At 69.4% G+C, this 17,418-nt stretch carries 16 protein-coding genes and 1 pseudogene; 1 reads left to right on the top strand and 16 read right to left on the bottom strand.

What is annotated here, in order from left to right:
* The first annotated feature begins 85 nt into the window (after positions 1 to 85).
* The gene (locus ACFZBU_RS36270) at positions 86 to 715 is read left to right on the top strand and encodes a TetR/AcrR family transcriptional regulator (protein WP_391587992.1); all 630 of its coding nucleotides are present in this window, start codon (positions 86 to 88) and stop codon (positions 713 to 715) included.
* A 134-nt stretch (positions 716 to 849) separates the two neighbouring features.
* Here ACFZBU_RS36270 and ACFZBU_RS36275 read toward each other — a convergent pair.
* The 16 genes and pseudogenes from ACFZBU_RS36275 to ACFZBU_RS36350 form a co-directional block, all read right to left on the bottom strand.
* Positions 850 to 1,139, bottom strand: a pseudogene (locus ACFZBU_RS36275) (site-specific integrase); the annotation flags it as partial.
* Between the two features lie 121 nt (positions 1,140 to 1,260).
* Complete coding sequence (locus tag ACFZBU_RS36280) at positions 1,261 to 2,103, bottom strand: mesaconyl-C4 CoA hydratase (RefSeq protein ID WP_391587993.1); 843 nt, start codon at positions 2,101 to 2,103, stop codon at positions 1,261 to 1,263.
* A complete protein-coding gene (locus ACFZBU_RS36285) occupies positions 2,100 to 3,257 on the bottom strand; it encodes a CaiB/BaiF CoA transferase family protein (RefSeq protein WP_391587994.1) in 1,158 nt (385 codons plus the stop codon). Before ACFZBU_RS36285 ends, ACFZBU_RS36280 begins: the two co-directional genes overlap by 4 nt.
* 17 nt (positions 3,258 to 3,274) lie before the next feature.
* Complete coding sequence (locus tag ACFZBU_RS36290) at positions 3,275 to 4,078, bottom strand: HpcH/HpaI aldolase/citrate lyase family protein (protein WP_391587995.1); 804 nt, start codon at positions 4,076 to 4,078, stop codon at positions 3,275 to 3,277.
* Positions 4,078 to 5,238, bottom strand: a complete 1,161-nt coding sequence (locus ACFZBU_RS36295; protein WP_391587996.1) for an acyl-CoA dehydrogenase family protein — start codon at positions 5,236 to 5,238, stop codon at positions 4,078 to 4,080. Before ACFZBU_RS36295 ends, ACFZBU_RS36290 begins: the two co-directional genes overlap by 1 nt.
* Positions 5,235 to 6,290, bottom strand: coding sequence for an ABC transporter permease (locus ACFZBU_RS36300; RefSeq protein ID WP_391587997.1), 1,056 nt, complete (start codon positions 6,288 to 6,290; stop codon positions 5,235 to 5,237). The genes ACFZBU_RS36295 and ACFZBU_RS36300 overlap by 4 nt, the downstream gene beginning before the upstream one ends.
* Positions 6,287 to 7,828, bottom strand: a complete 1,542-nt coding sequence (locus tag ACFZBU_RS36305; RefSeq protein WP_391587998.1) for a sugar ABC transporter ATP-binding protein — start codon at positions 7,826 to 7,828, stop codon at positions 6,287 to 6,289. Before ACFZBU_RS36305 ends, ACFZBU_RS36300 begins: the two co-directional genes overlap by 4 nt.
* Positions 7,829 to 8,992, bottom strand: a complete 1,164-nt coding sequence (locus ACFZBU_RS36310; RefSeq protein ID WP_391587999.1) for a substrate-binding domain-containing protein — start codon at positions 8,990 to 8,992, stop codon at positions 7,829 to 7,831. It abuts the gene before it with no gap.
* 1,196 nt (positions 8,993 to 10,188) lie between these two features.
* On the bottom strand, positions 10,189 to 10,767 hold the full coding sequence (locus ACFZBU_RS36315) for a TetR/AcrR family transcriptional regulator (protein ID WP_391588000.1): 579 nt from the start codon (positions 10,765 to 10,767) through the stop codon (positions 10,189 to 10,191).
* Positions 10,768 to 10,884: 117 nt separating this feature from the next.
* Positions 10,885 to 11,523 (bottom strand): 3-oxoacid CoA-transferase subunit B, encoded by a 639-nt coding sequence (locus ACFZBU_RS36320; RefSeq protein ID WP_391588001.1) that lies wholly within the window; start codon positions 11,521 to 11,523, stop codon positions 10,885 to 10,887.
* A gap of 4 nt (positions 11,524 to 11,527) precedes the next feature.
* The gene (locus ACFZBU_RS36325) at positions 11,528 to 12,241 is read right to left on the bottom strand and encodes a CoA transferase subunit A (protein WP_391588002.1); all 714 of its coding nucleotides are present in this window, start codon (positions 12,239 to 12,241) and stop codon (positions 11,528 to 11,530) included.
* Positions 12,238 to 13,401, bottom strand: coding sequence for a CaiB/BaiF CoA transferase family protein (locus ACFZBU_RS36330; RefSeq protein WP_391588003.1), 1,164 nt, complete (start codon positions 13,399 to 13,401; stop codon positions 12,238 to 12,240). Before ACFZBU_RS36330 ends, ACFZBU_RS36325 begins: the two co-directional genes overlap by 4 nt.
* Positions 13,398 to 14,171: a crotonase/enoyl-CoA hydratase family protein gene (locus ACFZBU_RS36335; protein ID WP_391588004.1), complete on the bottom strand. Its 774-nt coding sequence runs from the start codon at positions 14,169 to 14,171 to the stop codon at positions 13,398 to 13,400. The genes ACFZBU_RS36330 and ACFZBU_RS36335 overlap by 4 nt, the downstream gene beginning before the upstream one ends.
* Complete coding sequence (locus ACFZBU_RS36340) at positions 14,168 to 14,932, bottom strand: SDR family oxidoreductase (protein WP_391588005.1); 765 nt, start codon at positions 14,930 to 14,932, stop codon at positions 14,168 to 14,170. The genes ACFZBU_RS36335 and ACFZBU_RS36340 overlap by 4 nt, the downstream gene beginning before the upstream one ends.
* A gap of 608 nt (positions 14,933 to 15,540) precedes the next feature.
* Positions 15,541 to 16,500 carry an MBL fold metallo-hydrolase gene (locus ACFZBU_RS36345; RefSeq protein ID WP_391588006.1) on the bottom strand — a complete coding sequence of 320 codons (960 nt, stop codon included), beginning with the start codon at positions 16,498 to 16,500 and terminating at the stop codon, positions 15,541 to 15,543.
* 22 nt (positions 16,501 to 16,522) lie between these two features.
* Positions 16,523 to 17,392, bottom strand: a complete 870-nt coding sequence (locus tag ACFZBU_RS36350) for a fumarylacetoacetate hydrolase family protein (protein WP_391588007.1) — start codon at positions 17,390 to 17,392, stop codon at positions 16,523 to 16,525.
* Positions 17,393 to 17,418 lie beyond the last annotated feature (26 nt).

Raw genomic sequence — 17,418 nt, forward strand, 5'->3', positions numbered from 1 at the left:
CAACTCTCTTCGTACGTCCGTTTTAGTCATACGTTCGTTTCAGTCATACGTTCGTTTGAATCAAACGTCTGTAGTGTACGCAGGCATGGCGCCACCCGACACCCGCACCCAGATCCTCGACGCGGCCGAACACCTCTTCGCCGAGCGCGGTTACCGCGGCACCTCGGTCCGCGCGATCACCGACCTCGCCGGAGCGAACCTGGCCGCCGTCGGGTATCACTTCGGCTCGAAGGCGGAACTCCTGGCCGCGGTCGTTCGCCGCGTGATCGAGCCCATCAACGCCGCGCAGTGCGCAGGACTCGACCGACTGCTCGCCAGGACTCCGGACCCTGCGGTCACCGAACTGGTGGAGGCATTCGCGGGGCCGCTGTTCGACGAGATGCCGGCCGGTGACGAGGGCGGTGCCCGGACATCCCGGCTGATCGTGACGATCCTCAGCGACCCGGCCGAGGAGGTGCGCAGCTGGACCGGTCCGGCCGAGGACACGGTCCGTGAGCGCTACCTGGCGGCCTTCGGGCGCGCACTGCCCGGCCTTTCCTCGGAGGAACTGCGGTTCCGGATGCGGGGGATCCTCGCGGTGACGGCTGTGGACCGCGTCGAGGTCCACCAGCAGAGCTCCCCGGCCTGCCTGTCCCCGGTAGCGGGCCAGGCAGCCCGGCGCTGGGCGATCACGTTCCTGACGGCAGCGATGAGCGCACCACCGACGGGGACCTGACAACTCGGGACGGCCGGGCCAATCGGCGATGTCGCCGGTCGGCCGGGAGGCGGGCCGGGCGGCCGGCGTCTGCTCGGCATCTTTGTCAGGTAGAGGCAGACGGAAGTTGATCGGGCGGCCCTGCCGTGTCGAGGTCAGCGCCTGCCGCCGTCGGGTGCGAGCAGGCTGGTGACCTCGGCGATCGCCTCCGCCGAGGGATGGAAGTGCTTCCTCACGTTCTCGGGCTTCTCGTGCCGCGACTTGGCCATGAGCATCGGCAGGCCGGCCCCGGCTTCACCGAGGTATGTGAGGCCAGAATGACGGTACTCGTGCAGGCCCAGCCCGTCCCCGGCACACCGTCGAGCGAGGTGTGGGCGTCGAGCAGAGCTCGGGCCTGGCCGTACGACAGCCGGACAAGCCCGGTGTCGGGGCGGACGTCGCGCGGACGAGACGCGTTCCGCCGACGCCGTGACGGCGCGGGAGGGCCTCACGACCCGGGCGCCACCGCCGCCTTCGCGCGCGCCCTGTGGTCGGATCCGACCGGCCCCAGGATCGCGTCGAATAGGTCAGGAGGGTTGCACGAGCCCGCCTCGAGTGACTCGCCCGCGAGCTGTCGCGCGGCCGGAAAGGTCACGCGCGCCCGTGCGCCAGCTCGCACCATCGGCGATCGCCGAGACCACCAGCCCCTGGTGGTCCAACAGCGGGGACACCAGTCGGTAGTCGATCGAGACCCGTCGGTCCGCGCCCCGCTCGCGCGCGGCCTCGGCCATCGCGATCGCCTGCAGCGGACCGTGCGTCACGAGCCCGGCGTACCCCTCGACCTCGCGCGCGTAGTCACGGTCGTAATGGATGCGATGGGCGTTGTAGGTCAGGGCGGAGAATCGGAACAGCAGCGTCGGATCGATCGGCAGACGCCATTCCCCCGGCTCCAGTCCGATGTCCTCGACCTGTTGGACCGGCGCCGGGGCACCCGGCGTCACGGCGTCGCGGTAGACGATGTCCTGCTCTTCCACCACGACGGGTGAGTCGTCCTGCTCGATCGTGTGGCGGACCACGACGAAGGTCAGCCGTCCGCTGCGGCCGTCCTTGTCGGTCGACGACACGATCTCGGTGCGCCGGGTCGTCAGGACACCGAGGCGCAGCGGCGCGAGGCTCGTGGCCCGTCCGCCTGCCCACATGCGACGCCGCCCCGGCTCCGGTGGCGCTGGAATCACGCCGGCGACGGGGTGGCCGTCGGTGCCGAGATCGGCCTGGGTCGGCCGCTCGAGGAGGTACAGCCAGTGCCACAGCAGCGGCAGACCGTCGCGATCGAAGTCGGGCTCACCAACCTCCAGCAGGCGGGTCAGCGCGAGCGCGGGCTCTGGCCGGAGCACCTCGCGGCGCTCGATGTGGGTCGGGTGCTCGCTCACGCGGAGACCTCGGTACGTCCGGTTGCGAACTCGGCGCGTAGCGCCGCGTTGTGCTCACCAAGGCGCGGGACGTCACCCATGCGCGGCTCCTGACCGTCCGTCGACACCGGCGGCAGCATCGCGGAAATCACGCCACCGGGGGTCCGAACCTCGCGCCATCGGTCGCGAGCCTGGAGCTGTGGGTGGGCCATGAGCTCGGAGGGTGCCCGCAAGCGCGCGCAGGCGATGCCCGCCGCGTCGAGGCGCGCGACGATCTCCTCGGCATCGATACCGGCGAAGGCCTCGGTGATGACCGGAGTGATTCTTTCGTCGTTCTCCACGCGCTCGGGATTGCCGACGAACCTCGGGTCCGTGACGAGCTCCGGCCGGTGCAGGACATCGGTGCAGAGCCTCGCCCACTCGCGGTCGTTCTGGACCCCGAGGAACACGAGGTTTCCATCGCCGGCGGGGTAGGGGCCGTACGGTGCGATCGAGGCGTGCTTCGCGCCGGTGCGACGCGTCTCGGTGCCTCCGTGCACCGCGTGATAGGCGGGCTGGCTCATCCACTCGCCCAGCGCATCGATCATTGCGACCTCGATCGTGGCGCCGATTCCTTGCGTCGCGCGCTGCAGCAGTGCGGCGAGAACGCCGGAGTACGCGTACATCCCCGTAGCGATGTCGGCGACCGAAGTGCCAACCTTGCTGGGGGTGTCGGGCGTTCCTGTGGCAATCAGCAGGCCGGTCTCGCACTGCACCAACAGGTCGTAGGCCCTCTTGCTCCGGTACGGCCCCGCGGTGCCGTACCCCGAGATCGAGCAGTGGATCAGCTCCGGGCGCTGTGCTCGGAGGCTTGCCGCGTCCAGGCCGAGACGTTCCACGGCACCGGGCACAAGGTTTTGCACGACGACGTCGGCAGTGGCGATCATAGCGTCGAGCACAGCGCGGTCCTCGGGCGCTTTGATGTCGAGCTCGATCGACTCCTTGCCGCGGTTGAGCCACACGAAGTAGCTGGAGTCTCCGTGCACGGTGCGGTCGTAGCCGCGGGCGAAGTCGCCCGCGCCGGGTCGCTCGACCTTGATGACGCGGGCGCCGAGGTCGGCGAGATGCCGGGTCGCGAACGGTGCGGCCACGGCCTGCTCGAGCGACACGACGGTGAGTCCTTCCAGAGGAAGCATGCGGGATCCCCTCCTGCTCAGTCCCGCAGGATCGCGCGGGCGCGATCGATCACGGGCTTGTCGATCATGTGACCGTCAGGACCGGCGACCACGCCTCCACCTGCGGCCGCGGCTGCCTCGACGACGCCGCGAGCCCACGCCAGCTGCTCTGCGGTCGGCGCGAACACCCGCGCCACCGCCTCCAGTTGGGCAGGATGGATGCAGAGCTTCCCGCCGAACCCGAGCGTGCGGGACCGTCGGGCCTCTGCGGCGACGAGGTCGGTGTCGCGGACCGAGGTCGTGACGCCGTCGATCGGTGCGGGCAGCCCCGCGACGCGGGAGGCGAGCACGAGGGTGCTGCGCGCCAGCAGCAGCGCGTCGTCGACGTGCTCGGCCCGCACGTCGACCGCGAAGTCGAGCGAGCCGAACGCCAGCCGCTCCACGCCGGGGGCCTCGGCAATCTCCACGGACCGGTGGACGCCCAGTGCGGACTCCACGAGCGCGACCAAATCCCGCCCGGCCGGCAGACGTCCGGCCAGCTCCGTGAGCGCCACCGGGTCCTCGGCCTTCGGCACCACGAGACCCAGCACGCCGGGCAGCCCGGTGAGTGCCGCGACGTCGTCGTCGTGCCATGGCGTGCCGGTCGCGTTGACCCGCACCCAGGCCCGGCCTCCGTTCGCGAGCCACGCCGCAGCCGACCCACGGGCCGAGTCCTTGGCATCGACACCGACGGCGTCCTCGAGGTCGAGGATCACGGCGTCCGCACCCGAGGCCGCGGCGCCGGCGAACCGCTGTGGGGTCGTGGCGGGGACGAACAACCACGTGCAGTTGCTCGCGCCCATCAGGCCGGGTTCCGTTTGACGAGTTGGCGGGCGATGACGTTCTTCTGGATCTCGTTGGTACCCTCGCCGACGATCATGAGCGGCGCGTCGCGGAAGTACCGCTCCACGTCGTACTCGGTGGAGTAGCCGTAACCGCCGTGGATGCGCACCGCGTCGAGGGCGATCTTCATGGCCACCTCGGATGCGAAGAGCTTGGCCATGCCGGCCTCCATGTCGGAGCGCTCACCGGAGTCGAAGCGCCGTGCTGCGTACTGCACGAGCTGACGGGCTGCGGTCAGCTGCGTGGCCATGTCGGCCAGGTAGTTGCCGATCGACTGGTGCTCCCAGATTTGCTTGCCGAAGCTCTCGCGCTGCCGGCTGTAGCGCAGCGCGTCCTCAAGGGCCGCGGCGCCGACGCCCAGCGCACGCGAGGCAACCTGGATGCGACCGATCTCGAGACCACGCATCATCTGCGCGAACCCTTGGCCCTCCTGGATCCCGAGCAGGCTGCTCTGCCGGGTGCGGTATCCGTCGAAGGAGAGCTCGCAGCTCTCGACTCCCTTGTAGCCGAGCTTCGGCAGATCACGGGAGACCTCGAAGCCCGGACCCTTTTCGATCAGCAGGATGCTGATGCCCCGGTGCACGGGCTCCGCGTCCGGGTCTGTGCGACACAGGAGCGCCACGAGCTGGGAGCGCCGCGCGTTCGTGATCCAGGTCTTGGAGCCGTCGACGACGTAGTCGTCGCCCTCCTTGCGGGCCGTCGTGCGCATGGCCTGCAGGTCAGAACCCCCTCCCGGCTCGGTCAGCGCCATCGTCGCGCGGACCTCACCGGTCGCCATGCGTGGCAGGTAGTGGTCCTTCTGCTCCTGTGTGCCGTGGTCGATCAGGAGCTTCGCCACGACGCTGTGGCCGCCCATCGCACCGGCGAGGCTCATCCATCCGCGGGCGAGTTCCTCGGTGACCGCGGCGTAGCACGGCGTGCTCACCCCGGCGTCGTTCCACGGCTCGGGGATGACCAGGCCGTAGATGCCCATCTGCTTCATCTGGTCGATGAGCTTCTCGGGGTAGGTGTCGGCGTGCTCCAGCTCCCGGACCACGGGTTTGACCTTGCGGTCGACCCAGTTGCGGACCACGGCGACGATCGCGGTCTCCTCCGCGTCGAGCTCGTATGAGGCGATCATCGCGACGCACCCGTCAGGCGACGGTGGGTCAGCAGCGAGGAGACCGCTACCGCGACGATGACGGCGGCGCCGTTGAACGCGGGCTCGACCCAGTCGGCCGCTCCTGCGAGGGTCAAGCCGTTGATGCTGATGGCGACGAAGAACACGCCGACGAGAGTGCCCGCGACGGTATAGCGCCCCGGGCGGATGGTGGTCGACCCCAGGAAGATCGCAGCGAGCGCCGGAAGCAGGTAGCCCACCCCGACCCCGGAGGCCGCGCTCCCGGTCCGGGCGAGGAGCAGAGCACCCGCAAGGCCGGCAAGCGCGCCCGAGGCGACGAAGGCCAGGGCGACCGTGCGCTGGACCGGCAGGCCCACGAGGTGTGCCGCCGTCTCGTTGACGCCCACCGACAACAGACGCCGCCCGAAGAGCGTCAGCCCGAGGAGGAAGGACACCGCCAGTGCGGCCACGATGACGAGGTACACCGGCCGCGGAACGCCGAACCACAGGCCGTTGCCGAAGTTCGTGAGGGTCACGGGGACGCCGACGATGGTCTGATGGCCGGACCACGCCGACGCCACGCCCCCGAGCAGGGTGGCCATGCCGAGGGTGATGACGAGCGAGTTGGCCCGGAAGTACGCGATGAGGATCCCGTTCGCCAGCCCGACCAGCGCACCGATCGTCACGGCGATGACCACGCCGACGAGGATCGGCAGCTCCATCGAGGTGGTCGCCTTCGCCGCGGCGATCGACGTCAGTGCCACGATCGCTCCTACCGAGAGGTCGAAGCGATGCGCCACCAAGGGGATCAGGGCGGCGAGCGCCGCCAGGATCAGCACCGACTCGTTGGCCACGATGTTGCGGAGATTCGACACCGTGGGGAACGTCGCCGACGTGGCGGGATCGACGGTGAAGTAGATCGCGACGCCCAGCAGCAGCATCACGAGTCCGAAACGCTCGGTCAGGCGCAGGAGCAACGGGCGCCATCCATTCGTCGTCGTCACGGCGTTGTCCTCGGCGGGTGGCTTCTCGGTCGGCATCTCGAGGGTGGTACGGACGTCCTGGGATGTCATGTCGATGCCTCCTTTTCGTGCTGGTAGACGTTGTCGAAGATCCATGTGCGGGTGATATCCGGCCCCGATGCCTCGCTTGTGATGCGGCCGTCGGCAAGCACGAGCACCCGGTCGGCGAGATGGAGCAACTCATCGAGGTCGGACGTCGCAAGGAGCACTCCCGCACCGCCGGCGACGGCTGCGTCGATCCGGGCGTGGATGTCGGCCCGTGCACCGACGTCGACCCCCTGCGTCGGCTCGTCCAGGAGCAGGACGACCGGGGCGGACCTCATCGCCCGCGCCATCACGGCCTTCTGCTGGTTCCCGCCCGACAACCGAGCGATCGGTGCGTCCGCCGTTCCCTTGATGCCGTAAGTGTCGATGTCGCGCTCGGCATCCCTGCGCTCGTCGGTGCGTCGCAACCAGCCGCCGCGCCGGTACCGACGGATCGTCGACGCCGAGAGGTTCTCGGTCACCGACAGGGACAGGAACGCACCGTCGCGCGCCCGCTCCTCGGGGACGAGCGCGAGGCCACGCGAGATCGCCTCGGCGACGTGCCCGGACCGGAGCCGTCGGCCGCGCACTGAGACCGAGCCTCCCCGCGGCTTGACCGCTCCCATGACGTTCTGCATCACGCTGGTCCGGCCGCTGCCGACCAACCCGGCCAGGGCCACGACCTCCCCGGCGCGGATATCGAAGGTGACGTTCTCCAAGGGACCACCCCGCAGGCCTTCGACCGAGAGCACGGCTGGTCCGAAGGAAGTCCGCGGCCGGCGCTGTCGCTCCGCGGGCGCGTGTCCTGCTATGTGCGCCACCAGACTCTCGCGATCGTGCTGGGCCGCGGGGCGGGTGTCGACGTGGCGGCCGTCGCGCAGCACCGTCACGGTGTCGGCGTAGCCGAGAACCTCGTCGAGCCGGTGCGTGACGTAGAGGATGCTCTGGCCCCGACTGCTGTAGGCACTCAGCCGCTGAAGCAGGCCGTCCACCTCGTCGGCGGGCAGGCGCGTCGTCGGCTCGTCCAGGACGAGCAAACCGACGCCGCCGGAGTCGCGGTCGCGCAGGCAGCGCGCCACCGCGATGAGCGTCTGGTCGGCAGGTCGCAGGTCACGCACGAGAGACCGCGCGCGGACGGGGATCTCGAGCGCGTCCAGCAGTCGTTGGACCGATCGGCGTGCCTCGGACCAGTCGATGCCGCCGAGCCGTCGGGGGAACGGACTGCCGGCGAGGACGTTCTCTGTCACGGTCAGCTCCGGGAACAGGCCGAGGTCCTGGTGGACGAACCTGATGCCTGCCTCCCGGGACCAGCGCGGCGTCAGCTGCTCGACGTCGAAGCTCGCGTCACCCAGGTGGAGCGACCCACCCCGGTCGGCGCTGTAGACGCCGGCGAGGATCTTGATGAGCGTGGACTTTCCTGAGCCGTTGCCGCCTACGAGTGCGTGGAAGTGGCCGGGGTCGACCGAGAGGCTCACGTCCGCGAGGGCTCGCGTGCCGGGGAAGCTCTTGGAGAGGCGGGCGATCCCCAAAGCGCTCGCCCGTCTCCCGGAGGTGGCGTCGACCACTCAGGTCACTCCCCAGATCTTCTTGTAGTTCTCTCGGTAGCCCGACGATGCCGGGTTGCCGTCGTACACGTCGCCGCGGGGGAGGTGCTCGGCGTCCATGCTGCCGATGCCCATGCCCGAATCGACCGGCTTTTCGCCGGCGAAGAGCCGGTTCAGGCCGTCCGCCGCAGCCCAGCCGGTCCAGGTGAGCGGCCGGCCGACCGCGTAGGACTGCGTCCCGTTGCGAATCAGGGTGATCGACGAGGCAACACCCTCGTTGCCCGCGAGCAGCAGGTCCTTGCGCCCGCCCTGGCGCGCTTGGTTGACAGCCGCCCCCACTCCGAGGGTGATTGCCGAGTCGGCGGGAACCATGACGACGTCCGCGTTCGGGAACTGCTGGAGCGCGGCGGCGGCCTTGCCCTGAAGCTTCCCGCCGAACAGGTCGACAGAAGTGAACGTCACCTCATGGACCACGCATCCGTCGCACTTGGCGAGGCGGCCGGCCTGGGCGTCTCCGACCATCCGGAGGGTGGCATTGTCGTCCTGGCGCATCAGGACGACCTCCGCCGTGCCGTCGGTCTTGGCGATCGCCCAGTCGGCGATCGTGGGGCCGACGAAGGTGCTCATGTAGTCCTCGTACGAGATCAGGCTCCGGTTGAACCGTAGGTGCTCGTCGAACAGGGGCTTGCCACCGTCGCTGGACTTGTCGTCGCAGTCGAGCGCGTTGCCGCCGTAGACCTTGACGCCGGCTGTATGCACCACCTCGATCGAGGCCTTGACCACGGAGCAATCGACGCCGAACAAGGCAACGGCATCGACGTGCGCAGCCGCAGCGGCCCGCAGTTGGGAGTTGTAGACCGCCGGGTCGGCCTTCCCGTCGACCAGCTTGACGTCCCACCCGAGCGCCTTCGAGGCGTCGACGAATCCTTGGGCCGGCACAACGCAGCCGGCCGCCTGGGTGCTGCAAGCGAGCGCCCACACGGTCTTGCCTGCCTGCGCCTTGGGACCGCCGGTCGGCAGGGCACGATCGGTGCCTGCGAACGCCTGCTCCGTCGAGGCCTTCGCCTGCTTGATGACGTCGTCGCTGGTCGACCCGGTGGGACCGCGAGACGACGAGCTGCCACACGCCGACAGCGTGAGCGCCAGCAGCGCCCCGCACACCGCCGCGATGCGAGTTCTCGTCATACCTTCTCCTCCCTCAGCTTCACGTCGGCGCAGACCAGGTGTCCGCGCCGTCCTGCGGCAGTTCGATGACCACACGAGTCGCTCGGGGGAGCGGCCCGGCGGCTACGGAACTGCGCTGACGATCACGATCGATCGAGTGACCCAGCCCACATTAGGTACTGTGTTCGGTATCGTAAGCGCACCTTTGGTACCGGTCAAGGTCATCATCGAACCTTGCCCTCGGCGGTCCTTCGAGGACGGCAACAGGAGCGTCACACGGCCGGACCACGGCGGCAGGGCGGCAGGGCGGCTACATCAAATGCGGTCCCATGCCGTTCAGTCCCTGCCGGTGCCGCCTGTCCAGCGGCCACACGATCACGGCTCAGCTTTACTCTGCCGGGGATGTCGGAGTTCGCTCGTCCCCGATCCGGTGGGCAAGTCCCGTCTCTGACCGCGCAGATCGCGCGCGAGCAATCCGAACGACGGCGATGTGGGTGAGAGACCGGCTGGACGGACTGTGATGCGACGAGGACTTCGCGGGCGGATACCCGCGCGACGACGCCCCGGCACCTCGCCCGCCCAACCGGCCAGGCGTGTGTAGTGCAGTTCCTGCTCGGTCTGTCGGACCGTCAGATAGCGGAAGCGGTCCGATGCCGCATCGACTTCACACGCCCTGGCCCTGGAACCGGACGATCCCGGCTTCCACCACAGTGTGCTCGCCGACTTCCGCGAACGCCCGGCCCGGGACGGCCACGCCGACCGCCTTCGACCGCCGACGGGTCACCTGCCCCCGAGGCCAGGTCGGCCGGGGCCGGCACGCGGTGCGCCGGCTCCCGCGAGAGCGCCCGGAAGGTGGGCTTCCTCCGCGAGAACTCCTGCACGTCCGCGTCCGCAGCGAGCAGCAGACACCCGAGTGGAAGGCGCGCTACGCGGTTCGCTCCGGAATGGAAGGCACCACAACGAGTTCGCCCACGGACCCGGCATGCGCCGCTGCCGCTACCGAGGACAGCCGAAAGCCCACCCGCAACACGTACTCACGGCCATCGCCGTGAACACCGAACGCCTCAGCGGCCGGTCAGTGACCGAGGAAGCCTCGCCACCGAGACCGCCGGCTGCCTTCCAGGCCTTCCTGGATGAGAACGAGATTCCCGGGCCGAAGTCCTGGCGCACCCTCGATAGTCGAGTCCGGACATCCAAGATCCCCGGCGGAGTCAAGCTCAGGCCAGGCCGCGGCGGCAGAACCGCCCGAACAACTCGAGTGCGTCGCCGCGGGTGGCGCCCACCCGATCGAGCACATCGGGGTTCCGCAGATGACGGATCACGGCGCCGAGCATCTCGGCCCACAAGGCCGGCGACCCCCCGGTGACCTCTCCCCGCTCCATCGCCTTTCGCACGATGGTCTCCAGCTCACGAATCGCGATCTCCTGATGGCGGTCGTAGACGTGGCTCGTAGGCAGATAGTTCTCGACGTCGTGCACGAACTGACGGCTGGCTCGACGATTGCGCTCAACGGAGGCTGACAGGTAGGCCTCGATCTGGTCGTGCACATTCGCTGTGTCGTGGGCGCGGCGCAGCGCCTCCTTGCCCATCGAGTTGAAGTAGCGGTCGACGACGCCGACCACGACCTCGTCCTTGCTCTGCCCCAGGTGATAGATCGTGCGGCGGGAGGTGCGAGCGAGGGCGGCCATGTCACCGATCGTGAGATGGCGGAAGCCCTCAGCGAGGAAGGCCTCCTCAAGGGCGTTGAGTACGTCGGACTGCCGCCCGGAAAGGGTGTTCGACCTGACGTCTGGCATGGTCCACCTCACTTCACTGCGTCGTCGCCGGGACTGCGCCGGCCCGATTCACGGTACTCCGAGGTCGCGAACGATACCGCTTCCTGGGCCTGGAGTCGTGGTCGGGCGGCTGCACCGTCAGTCGATGCCGTGCGCCGTACCCTCTCGGAGATCGTCGAACCGGCAGCCCGTGCGGTCGCGGACCTCCTCCAGCGTCACCTCGGGGGCGAGCTCGACCAGCGCCAGACCTGCCTGCGTCACGTCGAAGACGGCCAGGTCGGTGACGACCCGGTTCACGACACTGCGGCCGGTCAGGGGCAGGTCGCAGGTCTCGACGATCTTCGGCCGGCCGTCCTTCGTCGTGTGGTCGGTCAGGACGACGACCCGCCGGGCTCCCGCCACGAGGTCCATCGCCCCGCCCATGCCCTTGACGAGCACACCGGGGATCGTCCAGTTGGCGAGGTCGCCCGACCCCGACACCTGCATGGCCCCGAGGATCGCCAGGTCGATGTGGCCGCCGCGAATCATCGCGAAGGACTGGTCGGACCCGAAGAAGCTGCCACCCGGCTCGATCGTGACCGTCTGCTTACCGGCGTTGATGAGGTCGGCGTCCTCGTCGCTCTCGAGCGGGAACTTCCCCATGCCCAGCATGCCGTTCTCGCTTTGCAGGGTCACCCGGATGCCCGCCGGCACGTGATTCGCCACCAACGTCGGAATGCCGATCCCGAGATTGACATATGCGCCGTCGACCAGCTCGCGCGCCGCGACGGCGGCCATCTGCTCACGCCTCCACATGGGCGCCTCCTTCGGACTGCCGCGGCCGCGTCGTCCGTTGCTCGATCTCCGGCGCTCGCGCCGACGCGACGATCACCTCGTCGACGTAGATCCCCGGCGTCTGCACGAGGTCGGGGTCGAGGTACCCCTCCACCACCCGGTCGACCTCCGCGAGCGTGACCCGCCCCGCAGTGGCGACGACGGGATTGAAGTTCCGCGCTGTCATTCGGTACGTCAAGTTGCCCGCCGCGTCCGCGTGGTGGGCGCGCACGAGTGCGAGGTCCGCGACGATCGCGTGCTCCAGGATCACGGTACGGCCGCCCATCTGTGTGGTCGGCTTGCCCTCGGCGACGATCGTGTGGGCTCCGGTCGGGGTGTAGAAGGCGGGAATCCCCGCCCCGCCCGCGCGGAGCCGTTCGGCCAGGGTGCCCTGTGGGGTGAACTCGATCTCAAGCTGCCCGTCGAGGTATTGCTGGGCGAATCGGCGGTTCTCACCGACGTAGGACGCCACGACCTTGCGGACCTGCCGACCCTCCAGGAGCACGCCGAGGCCCTTGCCGTCGGTACCCATGTTGTTGGAGACGATCGTCAGGTCGGTCACGCCCGAGTCACGGACCGCCTCGATCAGGTCGAACGGGTTGCCACAGAGGCCGAAACCCCCGACGGCGATCGTCATGCCGTCGAACACGTGACGAGCCACGAGCTCGCGCGCCGTCGTCACCTCGGTCCCCTCTCGTCGGTGGCGCTCGGCGGCAGCACGACCACCCCCGCCTCAAGATGACTCCGGATCTCGGCTGGCTCGAGGCCGAGCTCCCCCAGCAGCGCCAAGCCGTCGCTGCCGACCACGGGTGCCGGGCGTGGCTCGGCGGCAGGTGTTCCTGCGAAGCGCGGCACGGGTCGCGCCATGTGACCGTCGCCGAGCGAGGTATAGGTCTGCCGTTCGACGTGGTGCGGGTGCAGTGGCGCTTCACCGATCGACAGGACCGGGGTGACGCAGGCCGAGCTCGTGGCGAACACTTCGGCCCACTCATCACGCGGCCTCGAACCGAAGATCGCCTGCAGGCGGTGCGCCATGGACGGCCATCGCGAGCGATCGTCCTGGGCCGCGAAGTCCGGGTCGTCGCCCAGGTCAAGCCCCTCGAGCAGGCTCGCGTAGAACTGCGGCTCGATGCAGCCGACCGCCACGTGCCGACCATCGCTGCACGCGTACGTCCGGTAGTAGGGAGCGCCGCCGTCGAGGTGGTTCACCCCACGCTCGTCGACCCATCGCCCCTCCGCGAGGTACCCGTGGAGCATCGCCATGAGGGCCGCCGAGCCGTCGATCATCGCGGCGTCGACGACCTGCCCTCGCCCTGTGGTGCGAGCGCTGACGACGGCCGCGAGGACGCCGTAGGCCAACAGCATGCCGCCACCGCCGAAGTCGCCAATGAGGTTGAGTGGCACCACTGGGTCCCCGTCGGCGGGGCCGATCGCATGGAGGGCGCCGGTCAGGGCGATGTAGTTGATGTCGTGCCCGGGAAGCTGTGCCCAGGGACCGTCCTGTCCCCAACCGGTCATCCGGCCATACACGACGTGCGGCGCCTCGCGGGAGACGTCGTCAGGCCCAAGGCCCAAGCGTTCGGCCACCCCTGGGCGGAAGCCCTCGATGGCGACGTCGCCGGCCGCGATCAGCCGCATCGCGATCGCGCGGCCCTCCGGAGACTTGAGATCGAGCGCGATCGAGCGGCGATTGCGGTGCATCACCGGGTGGAGCTCGGCTCCCGGCCGGTCGATCCTGATGACGTCGGCGCCGAGGTCGGCGAGCATCATGCACGCGAACGGCGCCGGTCCGATCCCGCCGAGCTCGACGACACGCACGCCGTCCAGCGGCCCCGCGCTCATCGACCGCTCCACACGGGGCTTCGCTTCTCGGCAAAGGCACGGGCGCCCTCCCGGGCGTCCGCCGACTCCGTCACCGGGCGCGCTATCTCGAGCTGACGCTCGTACGCCTCTTCGTGGCTCCACGAGGACGACGCCGCGACGATCTGCTTGCTGGCGCGAAGCGCCAGCGGGCCGTTGGCGGCGACGCGGTCTGCCAAACGCCGGGCGACCGCCAGTGCCTCACCGTCGGGTGCCACCGCGTTGACCAGCCCCACCTCGTGGGCGCGACGAGCGCCGACCATGTCGCCGGTCAGGATCCACTCCATTGCGACCTGGTACGGGATCCTCGACGGCAGCTTGAGGAGGGCGCCGCCTACGGCGACCAGTCCGCGCTTGACCTCTGGCACCCCGAAGCGTGCGGACTCGGCCGCGACAACCAGGTCGCAGGCGAGCACGAGCTCGCAGCCGCCGGCGACGGCGGCACCTTCGACGGCGGCTATCACGGGGATGGCAGGAGGGCGGGCGGTGAATCCGGCGAACCCGCGGCCCGGGATCGAGGACTTCTCGCCACGGACGAAGGCCTTCAGGTCCATGCCCGAGCAGAAGCTGCCGCCGGTACCGGTGAGGATGGCTGCGCGGAGGTCGCTGCGATCGTCCAGGTGGTCGACGATCTCGGCGAGAGCTCCCGCCATCGAGGCGTCGACGGCGTTGCGCACGGCGGGACGGTTGAGGGTGATCGTCGCGACACCGTCGGTCTCCTCGAACAAGACCGGGGCGCCGGCGGCGCTCATCGGGGCGCCATCCGGATGCCGCCGTCGAGGCGGATGACCTCGCCGTTCAGGTAGCGGTTGTGGAGTAGCTGGTCGGCGAGCGAGGCGTACTCCTCCGGGTCACCGAGGCGCTTCGGGAAGGTGACCGATTCCGCGAGGCCGTCGCGGATGTCCTGGGAGAACCGGGCCAGCAGCGGGGTATCGAAGATGCCAGGAGCGATGGTGTTGACGCGGATGCCGAGGTCGGCGAGGTCACGAGCGGCGCACAGGGTCATGCCGACGACGCCGGACTTCGCGGCGGCGTAGGCGATCTGTCCGACTTGCCCGTCCCAGGCGGCGACCGACGCGGTCATCACGATCGACCCGCGTTCGCCTTCGTCGGGGTCGTTCGCGGCCATGCGTGCGGCCGTCAGCCGCAGGGCGTTGAAGGTGCCCACCAGATTCAGCCTCAGGGCGGTCTCGAACCGGTCCAGCGGGAATGGCGTCCCGGCACGGTCCACGATCCTGCAGGGGAAGCCCTTCCCCGGACAGTGGACCAGCCCGCGGATCGTGCCGCGTTCGCAGGCGTGGTCGAGCACCTGGCCGAGGTCGCTCTCCGAGCAGACGTCGCCGCGGACGAACGTCACGCGCTCACCGAGCCGCGCGCGCAACTCGCTCTCGTCGGCGTCGACCAGGTCGGTCACCACGACGGACACGTCGCGCTCCGCCAAGAGCTTCGCCGTGGCGCCGCCGAGTCCGCCGGCACCTCCGGTCACCACGTACACCGATGGGGTGTCGGTCATTGACAGGTCCTTCCGACGATGAAGAGCACGTCGACGCAGATCCTTGCGGGGGTCGTCAGCGATCCGAGCGGCGCCAAGAGCGCCACCGCCGTTCCACCGCGGACCAGCATGAGGTGCTGGTAACAGTTCTGGTACTATAGATGCTCTTCTGGTACCGCACAAGTGGATGTGCTCCCCCCGCCGGCTCTCGGCGACGCCCGATCAGGACAGGCCACGGCGGCAGAGATGCCCGAACAGCTCCAACGCCTCGCCTCGTGCGGCACCGAGCCGGGCCGGCACCAGGGGTCCCGAAGTCTGCGAATCACGACGCCGAGCAGCTCGGCCTTCCCGCCCCGACGGGCGAAGACGCGGCGAAGAACACCGACGGAGAGGACTCCTCGTTGCGGATCGCGGCCATGGCGGCGACTCCGAGCAGGCGCTTGAGGTTTGCCGTTCCCGTATTTTCGTGTCAGAGCCACATTGCTGTACGCCGACACTCGTCCAGGAACGCCGCTTCGAGCACGTCGAGCACGTCGGACTGTCGCGAGACCACGGGCCCGCCTCGCTGCCGAGGGATCGGGCGGACCTCATCGGCCGAACCATCCGTCGTCGGCCGCGGCGCCGGGGCGTCAGTGTTTCCTTGCATGGCGCTGCTGCCAGGCGGCCATCTCGCCGAAGAGGTCGATGCCGTCCTCCTGAGGGGTGTCCACCGCAGCCTGCCGGTAGGCCTGGTAGGTCGTGACGACGATGCGTTCGGCCTGCGGCCAGGAGGCGTAGCGGTCCAGATCCATCCGGTCGGCGGTCTCGCGCCACGGTCGACCCGCCGCCACCCCGTCGGCGATGCGGTCCTTGACGTGGGCCAGGTAGCCCCGCATCTCCGCGACCCCGTCGACGTCGGTGAGCGGTCCGTGACCGGGCACCACGACCGTCGGATCGAGCGCGGTCATCCGGTCGCAGGCACGCAGCCAGTTCGTGAGCGAGCCGGCCCACATGATGGGCGTCCCACCGATGAAGAGGAGGTCGCCGGCGAAGATCACCCCGGCATCGGGCACGTGGGCGATGGCGTCGCCGGCAGTGTGCGCCGGGCCCAGCCGCAACAGTTCGACATCGCGACCGCCGACTGTCACCGTCAGAGAGTCGTTGAAGACCGTGTCGGCGTTTCGCAGAGTGATGCCGGTGAAGTCGAACGCTCCGAAACAGCTCCGCAGGAAGGGCGACAGGACCGGTCCGAAGTCCGATGTCGCCAGCATGTGGAGCCGTTCGGGGGTCGTGCCGTGCTGGATCTCGTGGTCGGTCTCGCTCGTCGCGTACACCGTGACCGTGTCGTCGAGGAGTTGGTTGCCGAAGCAGTGGTCGCCGTTGGCGTGGGTGTTCAGGACGCCCTGGATCGGCGTGGAGGCGGTCAGGTCCGCCATGGCGTCCAGCATCTCGGTCGTGAGGGGGAGGTCGAAGAGGGTGTCGACGAGGAAGCTCTGCCCCTCGCCCTGCACCAGCCCCGCGTTGCTCATGCCCCACTCGCCGTCGGGCAGCAGCCAGGCCCAGATTCCCGGGGCGATCTCGTGCAGGCCGCGCGTGTAGGTGTTCGTCACAGGTTCCTCGTGTCGGTCGGGATCAGTAGCCGCTCGAGAGCGGGTGAGGGCGGGCGCCGTCGACGATGCGTTGATGCGTGCGTCCGAGGGCGCGACCGTTGAGTGAGACGGTGTCGCCTGGCTTCAGCCATCCGTCGTAGGTCTCCGGGTCACCGACGAGGTGCTCGAGCAGGCAACCGCCGGGGATCGTGCCGGACCCGATGACGTCGCCGGGGACCAAACGGGTGCCGCGCGACACGAACGACACGATCTCTCCGAAGGTCCAGTCCATCGCACCGGTCGTCCCGCGGGCGATCTCGACGCCGTTGACCTCGACCGCCACCTCGAGGTCGAGGCGACCGTCGACGAGCCGGTTCGCGACTTCGTCGGCGGTCACGAGCCACGGACCGAACGTCATGCCGGAGTCCTTGCCTTTGCCCTGACCGATGCCGAGCGCCATGTCGGTCTGCTGCAGATCTCGGGCGGTCCAGTCGCAGAAGAGCATGTAGCCCGCGATCGCGTCCTGGGCGGCGACAGGATCCAGGTCCGAGCCGGGCGTGCCGATGACCGCTGCGACTTCGAGCTCGAAGTCGAACCAGCGTGAGCCCGGCGCGATCGCGACGTCGTCGCGAGCGCCGAACAGGGTGGCCGGATTGGCAAAGTAGAAGGCGGGAACACGGCTCCAGACCTCGCCGAGTTCCGGGTCACGGCCGTAGGCCCTTCGGCACCCGCGGACATGGTCGAGGAAGCCGACCGTGTCGCGCACGGAGGGCGGCTGCGGGATCGGGGAGTGCAGCACCGTCGACTCGAGTGGGACGACGGTCGCGGGCGATCGGCGCGCCGTTTCGGCGATGCGCTCCATCACGACCTGGCCTGCGGAGATCACGTCGATGAGCGTGCGGTCGTCGTCCAAGACATGCACCGCGTCGTCGACGACCA

Origin of the sequence: Embleya sp. NPDC008237, assembly GCF_042956465.1 — a bacterium.
In the GTDB taxonomy this organism is placed as follows: domain Bacteria; phylum Actinomycetota; class Actinomycetes; order Streptomycetales; family Streptomycetaceae; genus Embleya.

What these genes read in the sequence shown, in the direction of transcription:
- ACFZBU_RS36270 (WP_391587992.1), top strand. Translation starts at nt 86, where the DNA reads ATGGCGCCACCCGACACCCGCACCCAGATCCTCGACGCGGCCGAACAC.
- ACFZBU_RS36285 (WP_391587994.1), bottom strand. Translation starts at nt 3,257, where the DNA reads ATGCTTCCTCTGGAAGGACTCACCGTCGTGTCGCTCGAGCAGGCCGTG.
- ACFZBU_RS36290 (WP_391587995.1), bottom strand. Translation starts at nt 4,078, where the DNA reads ATGGGCGCGAGCAACTGCACGTGGTTGTTCGTCCCCGCCACGACCCCA.
- ACFZBU_RS36295 (WP_391587996.1), bottom strand. Translation starts at nt 5,238, where the DNA reads ATGATCGCCTCATACGAGCTCGACGCGGAGGAGACCGCGATCGTCGCC.
- ACFZBU_RS36300 (WP_391587997.1), bottom strand. Translation starts at nt 6,290, where the DNA reads ATGACATCCCAGGACGTCCGTACCACCCTCGAGATGCCGACCGAGAAG.
- ACFZBU_RS36310 (WP_391587999.1), bottom strand. Translation starts at nt 8,992, where the DNA reads ATGACGAGAACTCGCATCGCGGCGGTGTGCGGGGCGCTGCTGGCGCTC.
- ACFZBU_RS36315 (WP_391588000.1), bottom strand. Translation starts at nt 10,767, where the DNA reads ATGCCAGACGTCAGGTCGAACACCCTTTCCGGGCGGCAGTCCGACGTA.
- ACFZBU_RS36320 (WP_391588001.1), bottom strand. Translation starts at nt 11,523, where the DNA reads ATGGCCGCCGTCGCGGCGCGCGAGCTGGTCGACGGCGCATATGTCAAT.
- ACFZBU_RS36330 (WP_391588003.1), bottom strand. Translation starts at nt 13,401, where the DNA reads ATGAGCGCGGGGCCGCTGGACGGCGTGCGTGTCGTCGAGCTCGGCGGG.
- ACFZBU_RS36335 (WP_391588004.1), bottom strand. Translation starts at nt 14,171, where the DNA reads ATGAGCGCCGCCGGCGCCCCGGTCTTGTTCGAGGAGACCGACGGTGTC.
- ACFZBU_RS36340 (WP_391588005.1), bottom strand. Translation starts at nt 14,932, where the DNA reads ATGACCGACACCCCATCGGTGTACGTGGTGACCGGAGGTGCCGGCGGA.